Source organism: Ruegeria sp. YKSF57, from assembly GCF_059612585.1.
Genome location: NZ_JBXWQW010000001.1, coordinates 158,654 through 174,642, shown reverse-complemented (window position 1 = coordinate 174,642; position 15,989 = coordinate 158,654). Strand labels below are relative to the sequence as shown.

Annotated in this window: 16 protein-coding genes; 8 read left to right on the top strand and 8 right to left on the bottom strand. The window is 61.4% G+C overall.

Going from position 1 to position 15,989, the window contains the following annotated elements:
* Positions 1-30: 30 nt before the first annotated feature.
* Positions 31-1,212: a cytochrome P450 gene (locus tag AC2FLX_RS00965; RefSeq protein ID WP_496809582.1), complete on the top strand. Its 1,182-nt coding sequence runs from the start codon at positions 31-33 to the stop codon at positions 1,210-1,212.
* A gap of 9 nt (positions 1,213-1,221) precedes the next feature.
* Here AC2FLX_RS00965 and AC2FLX_RS00960 read toward each other — a convergent pair whose 3' ends face one another.
* Positions 1,222-1,701 (bottom strand): Lrp/AsnC family transcriptional regulator, encoded by a 480-nt coding sequence (locus AC2FLX_RS00960; protein ID WP_480749663.1) that lies wholly within the window; start codon positions 1,699-1,701, stop codon positions 1,222-1,224.
* A 246-nt stretch (positions 1,702-1,947) separates the two neighbouring features.
* Here AC2FLX_RS00960 and AC2FLX_RS00955 point away from each other — a divergent pair, with 246 nt between their 5' ends.
* The 6 genes from AC2FLX_RS00955 to infC all read left to right on the top strand — a co-directional run bounded on the left by AC2FLX_RS00955 (position 1,948) and on the right by infC (position 6,788).
* Positions 1,948-2,262 (top strand): DUF2849 domain-containing protein, encoded by a 315-nt coding sequence (locus AC2FLX_RS00955; protein WP_480749662.1) that lies wholly within the window; start codon positions 1,948-1,950, stop codon positions 2,260-2,262.
* Positions 2,263-2,322: 60 nt separating this feature from the next.
* Positions 2,323-3,987: a nitrite/sulfite reductase gene (locus AC2FLX_RS00950; protein ID WP_496809532.1), complete on the top strand. Its 1,665-nt coding sequence runs from the start codon at positions 2,323-2,325 to the stop codon at positions 3,985-3,987.
* The gene (locus AC2FLX_RS00945; RefSeq protein ID WP_496809533.1) at positions 3,977-4,738 is read left to right on the top strand and encodes a phosphoadenylyl-sulfate reductase; all 762 of its coding nucleotides are present in this window, start codon (positions 3,977-3,979) and stop codon (positions 4,736-4,738) included. Before AC2FLX_RS00950 ends, AC2FLX_RS00945 begins: the two co-directional genes overlap by 11 nt.
* Entirely contained in the window at positions 4,735-5,142 is a 408-nt protein-coding gene (locus AC2FLX_RS00940; protein WP_480749659.1) for a DUF934 domain-containing protein, read from the top strand. The genes AC2FLX_RS00945 and AC2FLX_RS00940 overlap by 4 nt, the downstream gene beginning before the upstream one ends.
* Positions 5,143-5,248: 106 nt before the next feature.
* Positions 5,249-6,082, top strand: a complete 834-nt coding sequence (locus tag AC2FLX_RS00935) for a ferredoxin--NADP reductase (RefSeq protein ID WP_496745943.1) — start codon at positions 5,249-5,251, stop codon at positions 6,080-6,082.
* A gap of 208 nt (positions 6,083-6,290) precedes the next feature.
* Entirely contained in the window at positions 6,291-6,788 is a 498-nt protein-coding gene (gene infC, locus AC2FLX_RS00930; protein WP_480749657.1) for a translation initiation factor IF-3, read from the top strand.
* A gap of 83 nt (positions 6,789-6,871) precedes the next feature.
* On the opposite strand, the gene AC2FLX_RS00925 is transcribed toward infC, so the two are convergent.
* Positions 6,872-8,194, bottom strand: coding sequence for an aspartate aminotransferase family protein (locus AC2FLX_RS00925; RefSeq protein WP_496809534.1), 1,323 nt, complete (start codon positions 8,192-8,194; stop codon positions 6,872-6,874).
* Entirely contained in the window at positions 8,191-8,973 is a 783-nt protein-coding gene (locus AC2FLX_RS00920) for a beta-keto acid cleavage family enzyme (RefSeq protein ID WP_496809535.1), read from the bottom strand. Before AC2FLX_RS00920 ends, AC2FLX_RS00925 begins: the two co-directional genes overlap by 4 nt.
* 95 nt (positions 8,974-9,068) lie before the next feature.
* On the opposite strand from AC2FLX_RS00920, the gene AC2FLX_RS00915 reads away from it, so the two are divergent.
* On the top strand, positions 9,069-9,971 hold the full coding sequence (locus AC2FLX_RS00915) for a MurR/RpiR family transcriptional regulator (RefSeq protein WP_496745937.1): 903 nt from the start codon (positions 9,069-9,071) through the stop codon (positions 9,969-9,971).
* A gap of 36 nt (positions 9,972-10,007) precedes the next feature.
* Here the strand turns inward: AC2FLX_RS00915 and AC2FLX_RS00910 are convergent, their stop codons facing one another.
* The 5 genes from AC2FLX_RS00910 to AC2FLX_RS00890 form a co-directional block, all read right to left on the bottom strand.
* Entirely contained in the window at positions 10,008-10,799 is a 792-nt protein-coding gene (locus AC2FLX_RS00910) for an FAD binding domain-containing protein (protein ID WP_480749653.1), read from the bottom strand.
* A gap of 98 nt (positions 10,800-10,897) precedes the next feature.
* Positions 10,898-13,261, bottom strand: a complete 2,364-nt coding sequence (locus AC2FLX_RS00905; protein WP_480749652.1) for a xanthine dehydrogenase family protein molybdopterin-binding subunit — start codon at positions 13,259-13,261, stop codon at positions 10,898-10,900.
* Between the two features lie 81 nt (positions 13,262-13,342).
* A complete protein-coding gene (locus AC2FLX_RS00900) occupies positions 13,343-13,828 on the bottom strand; it encodes a (2Fe-2S)-binding protein (RefSeq protein ID WP_496745933.1) in 486 nt (161 codons plus the stop codon).
* Positions 13,829-13,983: 155 nt separating this feature from the next.
* Positions 13,984-14,985: a molybdopterin-binding protein gene (locus tag AC2FLX_RS00895; protein WP_496807071.1), complete on the bottom strand. Its 1,002-nt coding sequence runs from the start codon at positions 14,983-14,985 to the stop codon at positions 13,984-13,986.
* Positions 14,982-15,950, bottom strand: a complete 969-nt coding sequence (locus AC2FLX_RS00890) for an XdhC family protein (RefSeq protein ID WP_496809536.1) — start codon at positions 15,948-15,950, stop codon at positions 14,982-14,984. The genes AC2FLX_RS00895 and AC2FLX_RS00890 overlap by 4 nt, the downstream gene beginning before the upstream one ends.
* Positions 15,951-15,989 lie beyond the last annotated feature (39 nt).

Genomic DNA, 15,989 nt, shown 5'->3' with positions numbered 1-15,989 from the left:
TCACAGCGCCTCATGGCAAGTGTGCAGCCGATGAAGACGCTGCACCAGAACCCGACCGAACCCGGTTTTGTCCAGAACCCCTATCCGGTCTATCAGGCCGCACGGGCCGAGGGGCCGCTTGTATATTGGGCCGACTATGGCAAGCCCGCTGCGCTGAGTTATGACCTTGTTCACGGCCTGTTGCGCAACCGGCGGTTCGGGCGCGAGATTCCTGTCGAACTCGCCACCGAGGGTCCGTCACATCTTGCGCCCTGGCTGGCCGTCGAGGCGCACAGCCTGCTGGAGGCCGAGCCGCCCCGGCATACCCGCCTGCGGGCGCTGGTTCTGCGGGCCTTTACCTCGCGCGCGATCGCGGCGCTGGCCCCCGACATCGAAGCGCTGTGTCATGATCTGGCGGACAGGTTTCCAGATGGGCCTTTCGATTTGTTGCAGGCCTATTGCACCCAGGTGCCGGTTATCACCATCTGCCGCCTGCTGGGGGTACCCGAAGCTATGGCGCCACAGCTGCTGCATTGGTCGCACGCGATGGTGGCGATGTACCAGGCCAGCCGGACACGTGAAACGGAAGAGACGGCGGCGCATGCGGCGCAGGAGTTCACCGATTTTCTGCGGGACTATGTCGGGCAGCGCCGCTCGGACCCGCGCGACGATCTTATCACGCGGCTCATCTCCGCCGAGGAAGAGGGCGAGCGGCTGTCGACCGACGAATTGATCGCGACCTGCATACTGTTGCTGAATGCCGGCCATGAGGCAACGGTTCACGCACTAGGCAACGGTGTGAAAACCTTGCTGGAAACCGGAACCGATCCGACGGTTCTTGCGCCAGGCGCGATCGACCGAACGGTCGAGGAAATACTGCGGTTCGATCCACCGCTGCATATGTTCACGCGCTATGCCTATGAACCGGTCGAAGTCTGCGGCCATCGGTTCCAACGTGGCGATCAGGTGGCGCTGCTGCTGGGCGCCGCGAACCACGACCCGGCGATGTGGCAGCAGCCCGAACTGTTCGATCCGTCGCGGCAGATCCAGACCAACACCAGCTTTGGCGCAGGCCTGCATTTCTGCGTCGGCGCACCACTGGCGCGGCTGGAAATGCGGATCGCGCTGCCGATCCTGTTCGAACGCTGCCCCGGCCTGCACCTTGTTGGAAAGCCAAGGTATTCCAACAGCTATCATTTCCACGGACTCGAGTCGCTGATGGTCCGGTGTTAGTTGGCGACCTCACCCATCTGACAGCGCGTCAAGCGGCAGCATCGTGGTGGACTTGATCTCTTCCATCGACAACAACGCGGTGACGTTGTGCACGCGCACTTCCGAAATCAACGCCTGATAGAAAGCGTCATATGCGCGGGCGTTTTTCACCCTGACCTTGAGGATATAGTCGATGTCGCCTGCCAGACGGTGGGCCTCCTGCACTTCGGGGCGATCTCGCAAGGCTTGCAGAAACCGTTTCTGCCATTCGGCCTCATGCTCGGAGGTGCGGATGAGTACAAAGAACGTGGCTTCGAACCCCAGCGCCTCGGCATCCAGCAAAACCGTCTGCTGCCCGATCACGCCCGCGCTTTTGAGCTTGCGGATTCGATTCCAGACCGGGGTCTTGGAACTGCCCACGCGGCTGGCGATTTCGTCCAGAGACTGGCTGGCATCGCGTTGCAGCTCGGCCAAAATTTTTCGATCCGTGTCGTCCAGGCGCATCGTCATTCCTGTTTTTCCCCATATTCGAAACCAATGTTCCGTTTTCTTATAAAACCGGAACATGCGTCCTTATTTCTTCGCCCGTATGGCGAATTAGCGGGAATATTTCCTATATTGCAGAGCAAGTCAAACACATCGCACGGACTACCAATGCCCACGACGTACGCCAACTTGGACACCCTGATTTTGACAGCCCCCCGACCGCTTGTCGCGGGTCGGGACGTGACGGATTTTTAACAAGGAGTTTACCTGATGGCCCGCGCATTCACGCCCAAAATCGTCACCGCCAATGATCTGCTGGAAGGCGACGTCGTTTATCTGACCGAGGACGACCGCTGGTCGCGCGAGTTGTCCGAAGCAGAGCTGATCACCGACGAAGCCCACGCGCAATTGCGCCTGCTCGATGCCGAACAGCAAACCGGCAAGGTGGTCGGGGTTTATCTGGCCGATGCTCTGCCGGGTGCGAACGGCCCCGAGCCAACGCATTTCCGGGAAGATTTCCGCCGGACTGGTCCGTCCAACTATGCCCACGGCAAACAGGAATCTTCCCCGCAGCCCCGGACCTGAATCAGGTCCCTTCTCCCCATCTAGGCCCCGGATCCGGGGCTGCAACAAGGACAACAAACCATGTATCGCTACTCCGAGTTTGATCACGCCTTCCTCGCCGAACGCAACGCCCAGTTCCGCGCCCAGGTTGAGCGCCGCATTGACGGGTCGTTGACCGAGGATGAGTTCAAGCCGCTGCGCCTGATGAATGGCCTCTATCTGCAGTTGCACGCCTATATGCTGCGTGTCGCGGTACCCTATGGCACGCTCAACAGCGCGCAAATGCGGCAACTGGCCCTGCTGGCCGAGAAGTGGGACAAGGGCTATGGCCATTTCACCACGCGGCAGAACATCCAGTATAACTGGCCCAAGCTGAAGGACGTGCCGGACATGCTGGATGCGCTGGCCGAAGTTGGCATGCACGCCATTCAGACCAGCGGCAACACCATCCGAAACGTGACCGCCGACCACTTTGCGGGTGCCGCCGCAGATGAGGTCGCTGATCCACGCCCGTATGCGGAGCTTCTGCGTCAGTGGTCGACCGACCACCCGGAATTCCAGTTCATGCCGCGCAAGTTCAAGATCGCCATCACCGGGTCCGAAAACGACCGCGCCGTGATCAAGGCGCATGACATCGGCCTGCAACTGGTCGAACGTGACGGGGTACTGGGCGCCCGTGTCATCGTCGGCGGTGGTCTGGGTCGGACACCCATGATCGGCAAGGAATTGTCCGAGTTCGTCGCCTTTGACGATCTGCTCGCCTATCTCGAAGCCACCGTTTCCGTGTGGAACCAGATCGGCCGCCGCGACAACAAGTACAAGGCGCGCATCAAGATCACCGTGCACGAGAACGGTATCGACACCATTCGCGCCAAGGTCAACGAACGATTCCTGAAGGTGCGCCCGCAGTTCAAAGGCGCGGATATGAACCTGCTGGACGAAATCAAGGGCCACTTTGCGCCGCCTGCCTTCCGCCAAGCTTCGGTCGCGTCGTTTGAAAGCGCCTATACCAACGACCCGGTTTTCCGCTCGTGGGTCGATACCAACATCGCGCCGCACAAAAACGCGGACCACGCGATTGTCACGATCTCGATCAAGAAGCATGGGGCAACGCCGGGTGACGCAACTGCCGAGCAGATGCGCGTGATGGCCGATCTGGCCGAAGAGTTCGCCTATGACGAGCTGCGCATCAGCCATGAGCAGAACGTGATCCTGCCGCATGTTCACAAGTCGGACCTGCCCACGATCCATGCGAAGCTGAAGGAATACGAACTGGCCACCGCCAATATCGGCCTGATCAGTGACATTATCGCCTGCCCCGGTATGGATTATTGCGCGCTGGCGACGGCGCGGTCGATCCCGGTCGCACAACAGATTGCAACCCGGTTCGAAGAACTGAAGCTGGAAAACGACATCGGCGAACTGAAGATCAAGATCTCGGGCTGCATCAACGCCTGTGGTCACCACCATGTCGGTCATATCGGAATTCTGGGCCTCGACCGCGCGGGCGTGGAAAACTACCAGATCACGCTGGGCGGCGACGCAACCGAAACCGCCGCGATTGGCGAGCGGGTCGGACCGGGCTTTGCCTATGACGAGATCGTTCCGGCAGTGGAACGTCTGGTTTACGCCTATCTCGACCTGCGCGACGGGGCCGACGAAAGCTTCCTGCAGGCTTACCGCCGTCTGGGCATGGCACCGTTCAAGGCTGCCCTCTACCCCGAGGCTCGGGCCAATGCCGCTTGACGAGATCCAGACCGAACTGGGCAAGGATCGCAGCGCGCTGACCGAAAAGGTCGATGCGCTCAATGCCCGGTTCCGTCACCACAGCGCCCATGACGCCATGCATGGCGCACTGGATGAGGCTGGCGAGATCGTCCTGGTATCCAGCTTTGGCGCGGAATCGGTTGTGCTGCTGCACATGGCGGCGGTGATCGACAAGGCCACACCGGTGCTGTTTGTCGATACGCTGATGCTGTTCACCGAAACGCTGATCTATCAGCAGGAGGTCAGCGAAAGGCTGGGCCTGCGCAATGTGCGGATCATACGCGCGGATCAAGAGGATCTGGATCGTTCCGACCCTTACGGCGCTCTGCGTCTGCGGGATACCGATGCCTGCTGCACACTGCGCAAGACCATTCCTCTGCAACGGGCGCTTGCGGGCTATGACGGCTGGATCACCGGGCGCAAACGGTTCCAGTCGGGCACGCGCGCGACGCTCGATTTCTTCGAGGTCGAGGACGGTACCGGACGGATCAAGGTCAACCCGCTGGCCCATTGGGCGCCAGAGGATGTGCGCGCCTATATGGAAGAAAACAACCTGCCCCGGCACCCGCTGGTGGCCAAGGGCTATCCGTCGATCGGTTGTGCGCCCTGTACATCAGTCGTCAAGCAAGGCGAAGACCCCCGCGCCGGACGCTGGCGCGATCAGAACAAGGAAGAATGCGGCATCCATTTTGTAGATGGCAAGATGGTCCGCGTTGGAGAGACGAAATGAATGTAATCGTGACCGATGAGGGCTTTGCCCCAGATGACTGGACCGACGGCTTTGTCACCCTCGACGATGCCGCAAACGATGTAGTGGCACTCGATGTAAGTTCGGATACCGACCCGGACGAGCTGTACGACCGTTTGGGCAACACCCGGATGGTGCGGGTGGATTTCCCCTCCTTCGCCGACGGCCGCGGCTTTACCATTGCCCGCACCCTGCGCCTGAAAGGCTATACCGGCCGGTTGCGCGCCAAGGGGCATGTACTGGCAGACCAGTATGCGATGGCACGGCGCAGCGGATTTGATGAAGTCGAGATCGACCATAATCTTGCCAACCGCCAGCCCGAGGATCAGTGGCTGGCCCGTGCCGACTGGCAGTCTCACAACTATCAGTCCCGCCTGCGCGGCTGATCATCACAATCATTTGCACACTAACAAAAGGGGAGACTTTCCCCTTTTCATGACGTATATCAAAGAATATGGAGAGGCGCCGGTCTAGCAGGCCGGTAGTGAAACGATGACAGAGATGAAATCCGTGACCGAAGCCACCGCAGTCAAAGCCCCCGTCCTGCCCGACGCCCAGACCGTTCTGGATGTGAAACACTGGACCGACCGCCTGTTCTCGTTCAAGGTGTCGCGCCCTCGATCGCTGCGATTCCGCTCGGGTGAGTTCGTGATGATCGGCCTGCTGGGTGACAACGGCAAACCGCTGCTGCGCGCCTATTCGATTGCCTCGCCGTCATGGGACGAAGAACTGGAGTTTTACTCGATCAAGGTCCAGGATGGCCCGCTGACCTCGAAGCTGCAGCATATCAAGCCCGGCGACCAGATCATCCTGCGGCCCAAGCCCGTGGGCACGCTGGTGCATGACGCGCTGCTGCCCGGCAAGCGAATCTGGTTCTTCGCCACCGGCACCGGTTTTGCCCCGTTCGCCTCGCTGCTGCGCGAGCCGCAGACCTACGAGGATTACGACGAGGTGATCATCACCCACACCTGCCGCGACGTGGCCGAACTGGAATATGGCCGCCAGTTGATCGAAAGCATCAAGCAGGACGAAATGCTGGCCGAACTGATCGGCGAAGGCTTTGGGAACAAGATCCGCTATTACCCCACCACCACGCGCGAAGAAAGCCCCAAGATGGGCCGCATCACCAACCTGTTGAAAGATGGCACGGTGTTTGCCGATCTGGGCATCGACGGCGGCATCAAGCCCGAAACGGATCGTGCGATGGTCTGTGGCTCGCTGGCGTTCAACCACGACATCAAGGCGATCCTCGAAGAGTTCGGCCTGCGCGAGGGCGCGAATTCCGAACCCAAAGAGTTCGTGATCGAAAAGGCCTTTGTCGGGTAAGACGGCGAGAACCCCCGATTTGTCGGGACTCTTCGCAGTATCATTGTGACATATAGACGATATTTCCGCCTTTGCCGGCGCGAAGCCGCTTGAAACGGCTGACGCGCCGGTCTAAATTCCGGCCTCGTTATTCTGCAATCAGCAAAGGAATGAACCCATAGCCCGCAGACCTCACAACGCGCCGCCGCAACGCGAAACCGGCCCGCGCGTGAACGAAAAGATCCGTGCCCCCGAAATCCGCCTGATCGGCGCTGACGGCGAAAATGTCGGGGTGGTTCATCCCGCAAAAGCCCTGCAAATGGCCGAAGAAGCCGGTCTCGACCTGGTCGAGATCTCGCCGAACGCCACGCCGCCGGTCTGCAAGATCATGGACTTTGGCAAATACAAGTACGAACAGCAGAAACGCGAGAGCGAAGCCCGCAAGAAACAGAAAATCATCGAGGTGAAGGAGATCAAGTTCCGTCCCAACACCGATACGCATGATTACGATGTGAAGATGCGGAACGTCGTGAAGTTTCTGGAAAACGGCGACAAGGTCAAGATCACCCTTCGCTTCCGCGGCCGTGAAATGGCCCACCAGAATCTGGGCCGTGAGCTGCTGGAACGGGTGGCCGAGGACATCAAGGAAATCGGCAAGATTGAGAACATGCCGAAGATGGAAGGCCGTCAGATGATCATGATGATCGGCCCGCTGCCGCAGAAATAACCCGACTGATATTCGTTGTTTCGACCCCGTCAGAAAGCGTCTGGCGGGGTTTTCCATTTCAAGCCTTTTGCGACTTATGCTATTCAGCCGGGCACTGCTTCGGCGAGAGCGATGGATAGCTTTTCAACCAGTTCACCGATTTGCGCGTCTTCAATGATGAAAGGTGGCGCCAGCAGGATGTGATCACCGTTTTTCCCGTCGCGCGTGCCGGACATGGGATAACAGATCAGCCCGCTTTCAAGGGCTGCCTTTTTCACCTTGCCCGTGATCCCCAAGGACGGATCGAACGGCTCCTTGCTGTCGCGATCGCGCACCAGTTCGATGCCGCGAAACAGCCCCCGCCCTCGAATGTCGCCGACATGCGGGTGCTGACCAAATGCCGCTTCCAGCGCCGATTGCATTTTTTCCCCCATGACGCCCGCCCGCGCTGGCAGGTCTTTCGAGGTCAACTCGGTCACCACCGCCAGGGCGGCGGCGGTTGCCACGGGATGACCGACATAGGTATGCCCATGCTGGAAAAACCCCGACCCGTCGCGGATCGCGGCATAGATCGTCTTGCTGCAAAGCATTGCACCGATCGGCTGATACCCGGCCCCCAACCCCTTGGCGATGCACAGGATATCCGGTGCTGTGCCCTCATGGTCACAGGCGAACAGGTGCCCGGTGCGCCCCATACCGCACATCACCTCGTCGAGAATCAGCAGCACACCATACTGATCGCAGATCTCGCGGATGCGTTTGAAATACCCCTCGACCGCAGGCACCGCCCCAAGGGTTGCGCCAACGACAGGTTCCGCCATGAAAGCCATAACGGTTTCCGGCCCAAGGCGCAGGATTTCGGCCTCCAGCTCGCTCGCGACCCGCTGACCATAGTCAAAACTGCTCTCGCCCTCGGGCTTTTCAGCGTATTCGTAGCAGGCCGGGATGTGGCTCATCTCGATCAACAGCGGCGCGAACTGTGCCCGACGCCAGGCGTTGCCCCCTGCCGAAAGCGCCCCCAACGTGTTGCCGTGATAGCTTTGCCGACGGGCGATCACGCGGCGGCGCTCTGGCTGTCCGGTTTCCAGGAAATACTGTCGCGCCAGCTTGATTGCGGCCTCGGTCGCCTCGGACCCGCCCGAGACGAAATAGACCCGGTCAAGATCTCCCGGCGCATGTTCGATGAGCAAATCCGCCAGCCGTTCAGCCGGGTCCGAAGTCATGAAACCCGTATGGGCAAAAGCCAGCTTTTCCACCTGTTCCTGAACCGCGCGGATCACGTTCTGGTTCGAATGTCCAAGGCAGGATACCGCGGCGTCTCCGCAGTCCAAATAGCGTTTGCCCGCCGCGTCGATCAGGTAACAGCCGTCACCGCCCACGGCGACAGGCAAAACCGATTTGGTGTGGCGGGGGAATACATGGCTCAAATCCGGCTCCTTTCGAGCGCTTGAACAAGGGCCGCAACCGAAGCGGCGTTGTCGGCCCAGGGGGTGTTTTCAGAATCGGTCAGGCTGTTTTCAAATCCAACCCTCAGATCGCCCCCGCGTCGGGCCGCTTCGATCAGGCAGGTGTGTTCATCGGGCCCAAAGGCACAGACCATCCACGGCGCACCCGTTGGCAGGAAAGGCTTCAAATCGTCCGGGCATGATTTCTGACCCGCCGTGTAACGGCCCAGAACGAACAACCGATCCACTTGTTCCGGACGCACGGTTCCCCTGGCCTGCCAGAGATCCAGCAGTGCGGCATCCTTTTTGTCATAGACAATATGCTGAACACGCGTGTCCTGTTCAGCGCAGGCCCCGTAAATCCTGTCTGCGAGGTCCGGCGCGCGCGCAACTTCACGCACCGAGACCGAGGCCCATTCGGGCTGCACCTGTGTCAGGCAATGCAGTTGCTCGGGAACATCATAAAGGCCGGCGGATTCGGTGGTGATCTGGATGTCCATGGTGGGGACCGTTCGCCGAAGCTCCTTGATGACCTCGCGATAGCGCCCGGCGTCCAGCGAATGGCGGCCTTCATCATCGCGCACATGCAGATGCACCCCCTGCGCCCCGACCGCGTGACAGGCACCTGCGCTCGCCACGATCTCATCAAGGCTCAGCGGAACTGCCGGATGGTCCGCATGAGTTCGGCGCGCACCGTTCATCGCGACCAGCAGGTAGGGATCTCGCTTTTTTTCCTGAGGCGTTGTGCGGGCATTTTCCAAGACGTTCATCCGGTAAGAAGGCATCGTGGTTTACATGAAAGGAGCCGCCGACGTTTTCAACTTGAAAAAATAAGAACATATGTTTTTGTTTTGTCATGCCGACTCAATCACACTTGCAAATCATCGACCGCCTCAGGACGGAAATTGACACCCTGCCGCCGCAACTGCAGGCCGTAGCGAAATACATCATTGACCACCCCGGCGATTTCGGGATTGATCCGATCCGGCTGACGGCGGACAAGGTCGGTGTCAGCTCGAACTCGCTGGTTCGGCTTTCCGACCGCATGGGCTTTGACGGGTTCGAAGACTTTCGCGCGCCGTTCCGCAACGCTCTTGTCACCGAAGGCGAGGAACGGCTTGGCGCTGATTGGCTGGACAGTCTGGCGCAGGGTGACGGTATCGCAAAGGTTCAGGCCGGTCTGGCCCGCAACGAGATCAACGTGGTGTCCCGATCGCTGCGGCAGATGGACCCGGCCAAGGTGGAAACAGCCGTCGACTTCATGACCCGGTCGCGCCGCTGCTTTGTCACGGCGACGCGGGTCAGTTACGCGCTGGCCTATTATTTTCACTATGTCGGGCGCATGGCGCTGCCGGGGTTGCAACTGGTCCCGCGTCACATGGGATCGGCGGTGGACGATCTGCTGGATGCGGATGAGGACGACTGCCTGTTGGCCGTCACGGTGGCCCCCTATTCCGCCGAGACCATCAAGTCGCTGAGATTCGCACGGGGACGGGGGGCGCGGATCATTCTGGTTTCCGACAGCGACATCATCGCCCCCAAGATCGATCCCGACATCGTGTTTCCGGTCAGCACCCGGTCGCAACATCATTTCGGCTGTTTCGCCGGGGCGATGGTGGTGCTGGAATGCCTGCTCGGCCATCTTGTCGCCGCAGGCGGGCACGAGGCGCGCAAACGCATCTCGGACTACGAGGCGATGCGCGAAGATACCGGGGCCTATTGGAAAGCCCCGAAACCTCCGCGCGTCCGTGGGGCGTGAACCTGCGTTTGTGGCAGGTCATGCCCGGAGTTGAGATCAGCCCGCAGCCTGAACCGCGCGCCGCGCCATGACACCGACCAGATGCGCGCGGTATTCCTTGCTGCCGTGCAGGTCCCCGATCATGTTCAGGTGATTGATCCTGAGATCCATCAGGGCGTCCGCGCGGAACTCCTTGTTCAGCGCCTGTTCCGCCTCGGTCCAACGAAACACGCCGTTCTCGCTGGCTCCTGTCACGGCCACCCTCACGCCATCCGCGAAACGGGCGACAAAGACCCCCACAAGCGCAAAGCGCGAGGCAGGTTGCAGGAACTTCTGATAGCTTGCCGTCTGCGGCACCGGAAACCGGACCGAGGTGATGATCTCGCCATCCGCCAGGGTGGTGGTGAACATGCCTTCAAAGAAATCATCCGCCGCAATCCGGCGCCCGTTGGTGACGATGGTCGCGCCCGATCCAAGCGCTGCCGCCGGATAACAGGCCGCAGGGTCATTGTTGGCCAGCGAACCGCCGATCGTGCCGCGATTGCGCACCGCCGGATCACCGATATGGCCGGCCAGATCGGCCAGCGCCGGATATTTGTCCGCCGCCTCCCGCGCCACAGTGGCATGTGTCGTGGCACCGCCGATCGCCAATGAGCCGTCATCTTCGACGCACACGCCCTGCATCTCGGAGATCCCGCTCAGGCTGACCAGCCTGGCAGGGGCCGCCAGACGCTGCTTGAGCGTCGGGATCAAAGTCTGCCCGCCACCCAGCGCCTGCGCCTCCTCGGAAGCCAGCGCAGATACCGCTTCGGCAATCGTCGAGGGTTTTTCAAATTCGAAACTGTACATTTCGTCCTCCTGAAGTCTCAAAGCCCAGGGCTTCTGCTTCATCTTTTCCCAAATACTTCGGGGGTCCGGGGGCTGGCCCCCGGTCCGCCCTGATCAGATCAACCATGCATCGCGGTCCAGACGCGCGACGGGCTGACCGGCATGTCGATATGACCGACCTGCTTGCCCGCCGAATGCAGCGCATCGATCACCGCATTCACCACCGCAGGCGGCGAGCCGATGGCCCCGGCCTCGCCACAGCCTTTTACGCCCAGCGGGTTGTGGGTGCACGGCGTCTGGCTGGAATGATCAACCGCATAGAACGGCACGTCATCGGCGCGCGGCATGGCATAGTCCATGAAAGATGCGCTGAGCAGCTGACCGTTTTCGTCATAGACGCAGTTTTCCAACAGCGCCTGGCCGATCCCCTGGCCCAGTCCACCATGAACCTGGCCGTCAACGATCATCGGGTTGATGATATTGCCGAAATCGTCCGCCGCGGTGAAGCGCTGGATCGAAACCTGGCCGGTATCCGGATCGACCTCGACCTCGCAGGCATAGGCGCCCGCCGGATAGGTGAAGTTCGCCGGATCGTAGAACGCGGTTTCCTCCAGCCCCGGTTCAAGGTCTTCCAGCGGATAGTTGTGCGGCACATAGGCCGTCAGCGTGACATCACCCCAGGCCACCGACTTGTCGGTACCCGCGACCGTGAACTGGCCGTCCTTGAGCTCGATATCCGCGTCCGAGGCTTCCATCAGATGGGCCGCGATCTTCTTGGCCTTGTTGATGACCTTCTCGGTCGCCCGCACCATGGCAGAGCCACAGACCGCCAGCGAGCGCGAGCCATAGGTCCCCATTCCGAAGGGGATCTTGGAGGTGTCGCCATGCACGATTTCAATCATCGACTCGTCGATACCGATCATCTCGGCCACGATCTGCGGGAACGAGGTTTCGTGCCCCTGCCCGTGACTGTGGGCGCCTACCATGACGCTGATCGAGCCGGTGGCGTTCACCCGTACTGTCGCGGCGTCATAAAGCCCTGCCCGCGCGCCCAGCATGCCCACGATGTTCGACGGCGCGATGCCACAAGCCTCGATATAGCAATTGATGCCCAGCCCGCGCAGCTTGCCATTGGCCTCGCTTTCCGCGCGGCGGGCGGCGAAACCGGCGATGTCGGCGGCGGCCTCAAGCTTGTCCATCGTGCCGTGATAATTGCCGGTGTCATAAGTCAGCGCCACCGGCGTGTCATAGGGGAACTGGGTGATGAAGTTCTGCCGGCGCAGCGCGATGGGATCGACCCCCAATTCGCGCGCGGCCTTGTCGATCACCCGTTCCAGCTGGAACGTCGCCTCGGGGCGACCTGCGCCGCGATAAGCATCGACCGGCACGGTATTGGTGAACATACCCTTGACGTTGATCTGAATGACCGGCGTCGTGTAATTGCCCGCCATCAGCGTGCCATGCAGATAGGTGGGCACCGAACTGGAGAACGTCGACAGATACGCGCCGAGATTGGCATAGGTATCCGTGCGCAACCCGACAAAATTGTTATCCGCATCCAGCGCCAGTTCGATCTTGGTGACGTGGTCACGGCCCTGCGCATCCGACAGGAAGGCCTCGGACCGGCTGGCGGTCCATTTGACCGGGCGGTTGCAGGCCTTGGCCGCAAAAGTGCAGAACGCTTCTTCGGCATAGTGGAAGATCTTTGAGCCGAAACCGCCCCCCACATCCGGGGCCACGACACGGACCTTGTGCTCGGGCAGACCCAGCACAAAAGCGCACATCAAAAGCCGGATCACATGCGGGTTCTGCGAGGTGGTGTAGAGCGTGTATTCGTCCGTTCCCCGGCTGTACTCGGCCACGGCAACGCGCGGCTCCATCGGGTTGGCGACCAGTCGGTTGTTGGTCAGTTCCAGCGTGGTGACATGGGCGGCGTTGGCAAATGCCTCGTTCACCTTGGCGTCGTCGGTTTCGCCGATCACCCAGTCATAGCAGATGTTCGAAGTCAGATCGTCGTGAACCTTGGTGGCGCCGTCCTGCGCCGCCGCCTTCATATCTATCACCGCCGGCAGTTCTTCGATGTCAAAGACGATGGCCTCGGCCGCGTCGCGGGCCTGTTCCAGGCTGTCGGCCACGACCGCCGCGATGGGATCGCCCACGTGCCGGACCTTGCCCTGTGCCAGGATCGGGTGCGGCGGTTCCTGCATGGGGTTTCCATGCCGGTCGCTGACCTGCCAGCCGCAGGGTATGCCCCCCACACCTTCGAAATCGGCGCCGGTGAACACGCGCACCACGCCCGGCATCGCCGCGGCGTCCGTGGTGTCGATGCTGTTGATCTTTCCATGTGCGATATCAGAGCGCAGGAAATAGACATAGGCCTGTCCCCGCACATTGATGTCGTCGGTGTAATTGCCCGCTCCGGTCAGAAAGCGCACGTCCTCGCGGCGCTTGGAACTGGCTCCGATGCCACTGTCTTTGGGCATTGCTTGTTCTCCTCCCATAAACGGGTGCAGTTGCGCACCCTCTCCTCTCCCACGGGCGTCGTCGTCACGCCCGCAGCGGCATCATTCGGCGGCGATGGAACCGACGTCCTGCCCGGACGCGGCCATGATCGCCTTGACGATGTTGTGGTAGCCGGTGCAGCGGCACAGGTTGCCTTCGAGGTATTTGCGGATTTCCGCCTCGGTCGGTTTGGGATTGTCCTTGAGCAGCGCCGATGCGCTCATCACCATGCCGGGTGTGCAAAAGCCGCATTGCAAACCGTGGTGATCCTGAAATGCCTGCTGGATCACGTTGAGCGAGCCGTCGGCATTGGCCTGCCCCTCGATGGTGCCGACATCGGCCCCGTCGGCCTCGAGCGCCAGCATGTTGCAGGATTTGACCGCCTCGCCGTTGACGTGAACCACGCAGGCGCCGCATTGCGCGGTGTCACATCCGACATGGGTTCCGGTCAACGACAGGTGATCGCGCAGAAAGCTGGACAACAACGTCCGGCCTTCGACATCACCGCTCACGGACTTGCCGTTCACGGTCATGGTGACCTGTGTCATGAGATCCTCCCTTTTGATTTTTTCTCCCTTGTTTCGGAGTTAAACACGGCAAATTTCTTTTGAGAACAAAAATATTTGTCAATTTTCCGGGCAAGCTTCGCGCCTGACCTGCACCATCTAAGCCAGTTTGGAACGGTGCCAAAAGTGCCGTTGCGTCACTTTGCTTTGCCTGCGCGCGGCTGCGGACGCGTGGGGATTTCCTTGAGCAAACCACCCACGCCCATGGCGGCGATATCCGCACCAGTGGTTTGGATTCCGCAAGCCACGCGCGACAGCACCCAGTCGGCTCCGTTCAACGCCGGAGAGCGCGCGCACCCCGGCAGGCCGATCACCGGGCGCGCGCCAATCAGCCCCAAAAACAGCAGGTTGCCCGGATCGACTGGCATGCCGAACCGGTCGACTTGCCCCCCGGCGGCGCGCACCGCGTCCGGCGCAACATCATGCGGGTCCGAAGTAGCCGAGCCGGTGAGGATCAAGACGATGTCCCCACGCACCACGGCAAGCGCCTCAGCAAGATCCTGCATCGTGTGCGGCACGGTCCGGATATCCGCCAGTTCCATGCCCAGCGTCTCGATTCGGGCGCGGACCGATGCGATGCCCTTGTCGTTCGGCGGGCCGCCGGGAATGTCGGTGACCACCAGACCGGCAGAGGCATGCACTGGCCGAACCAGCCGGATCGCACCTTGCGCCAGCGATGCAGCCCGTTCGACATCGATGCCCGGCACGGCATAGGAAATCACCTTGATCGTCGCCACCATGCCGCCCGCGTCCATCTGCTGATATTGCGGCACAGTGGCGACGGTGATCATCGGATGCACCTGATTGAACTTCTCGATGGCCGCAACATCCAGCACGACCACACCGGGACCGTCGGCCAGAATGTTGACCCGACCGGTGAACGGCTCCGTCACACGAACGTTGGCCTTTTCGGGATCGGGCACCAGGGCTGCGGCCAGGGTTTGTGCCGCCTCGTTTTCGTGGCAATCGCCGGGTTCCATCCGCGCCACGATCACCTCGACGACACCCGCCCGGGACAAATCCTCCAGATGATCCGCGCCCAGCGTGATGCCCTTGCGCAGCTTGCGTTCACCGGCCTTCACCGAATGCGCGAGGATCGCGCCTTTGGCTTGCGCGACGGGGATCGGACCGAATTTCACGCCTTGCCCCGCAGCACGGCCGTCATCTCGGCCAGGACCGAAACGGCGATTTCCGCCGGCCCCGCGGCACCGATATCCAGACCGACAGGCCCGTGAATGCGCGCGATATCCGCGTCATTGAAACCTGCGGCCTTCATCCGCTCCACCCGCTTGCCTTGGGTGCGGCTCGACCCGAGCGCGCCGACATAGAAAACGTCCGCCCGCAAAGCCGCCTGCAACGCGGGATCATCCAGTTTGGGATCATGGGTCAGCAGCACCAGTGCCGTGCGCGCATCCAGCCCGAGCTTTGCAACCGCCTCGTCCGGCCAGTCTGTGAGGATCGCCTCGCCCGGAAACCGTTTGGCCGACGCAAACGCCTCGCGCGGGTCGATGATCACCGGATCATAACCCGCGATGCGGGCCATCGGCACCAGCGCCTGCGCGATATGGACAGCACCGACGACGATCAGGCGCAAGGGCGGGTTGTGCACGGCCACAAAGGTCTGGCCGTCCTCTTCAAAGCCCGACCGATCCATGCGCATGCGCTCGGCATAGGCGCCGCGCTTCAACTCCCGATGGCCGGTGGCCAGGTTGACTTCATAGGCCAGCGGCTGACGCCCGGCCCGCGCGGTTACGAGTTCTGCCAGCATCACCTCGGGCAGAACCGATCCGACCGGCTCCACCAGCACGCGGATGGTGCCCCCACAGGCCAGGCCGACGGCAAAGGCGTCTTCGTCGCTGACGCCGAACTCCAGAAGGCGGGCCTCGCCCTCGTCGATGGCCTCCAACGCCTCGACGATCACCGCGCCCTCGACGCAGCCGCCCGAAACCGATCCCTCGATACGCCCGTCACCACCGATGGCCAGTTGCGCTCCGACCCGGCGGGGCGCGCTGCCCCAGGTCTCGACCACGGTCGCCAATGCCGCGCCGGTACCCTTCCGGTGCCAGCGCAATGCGGTTTCGGGACTGTTGTCGAATCGGTCCATCTGCTCCTCCCAGGGTCCTTGCGTCCAACATAGGGAGGA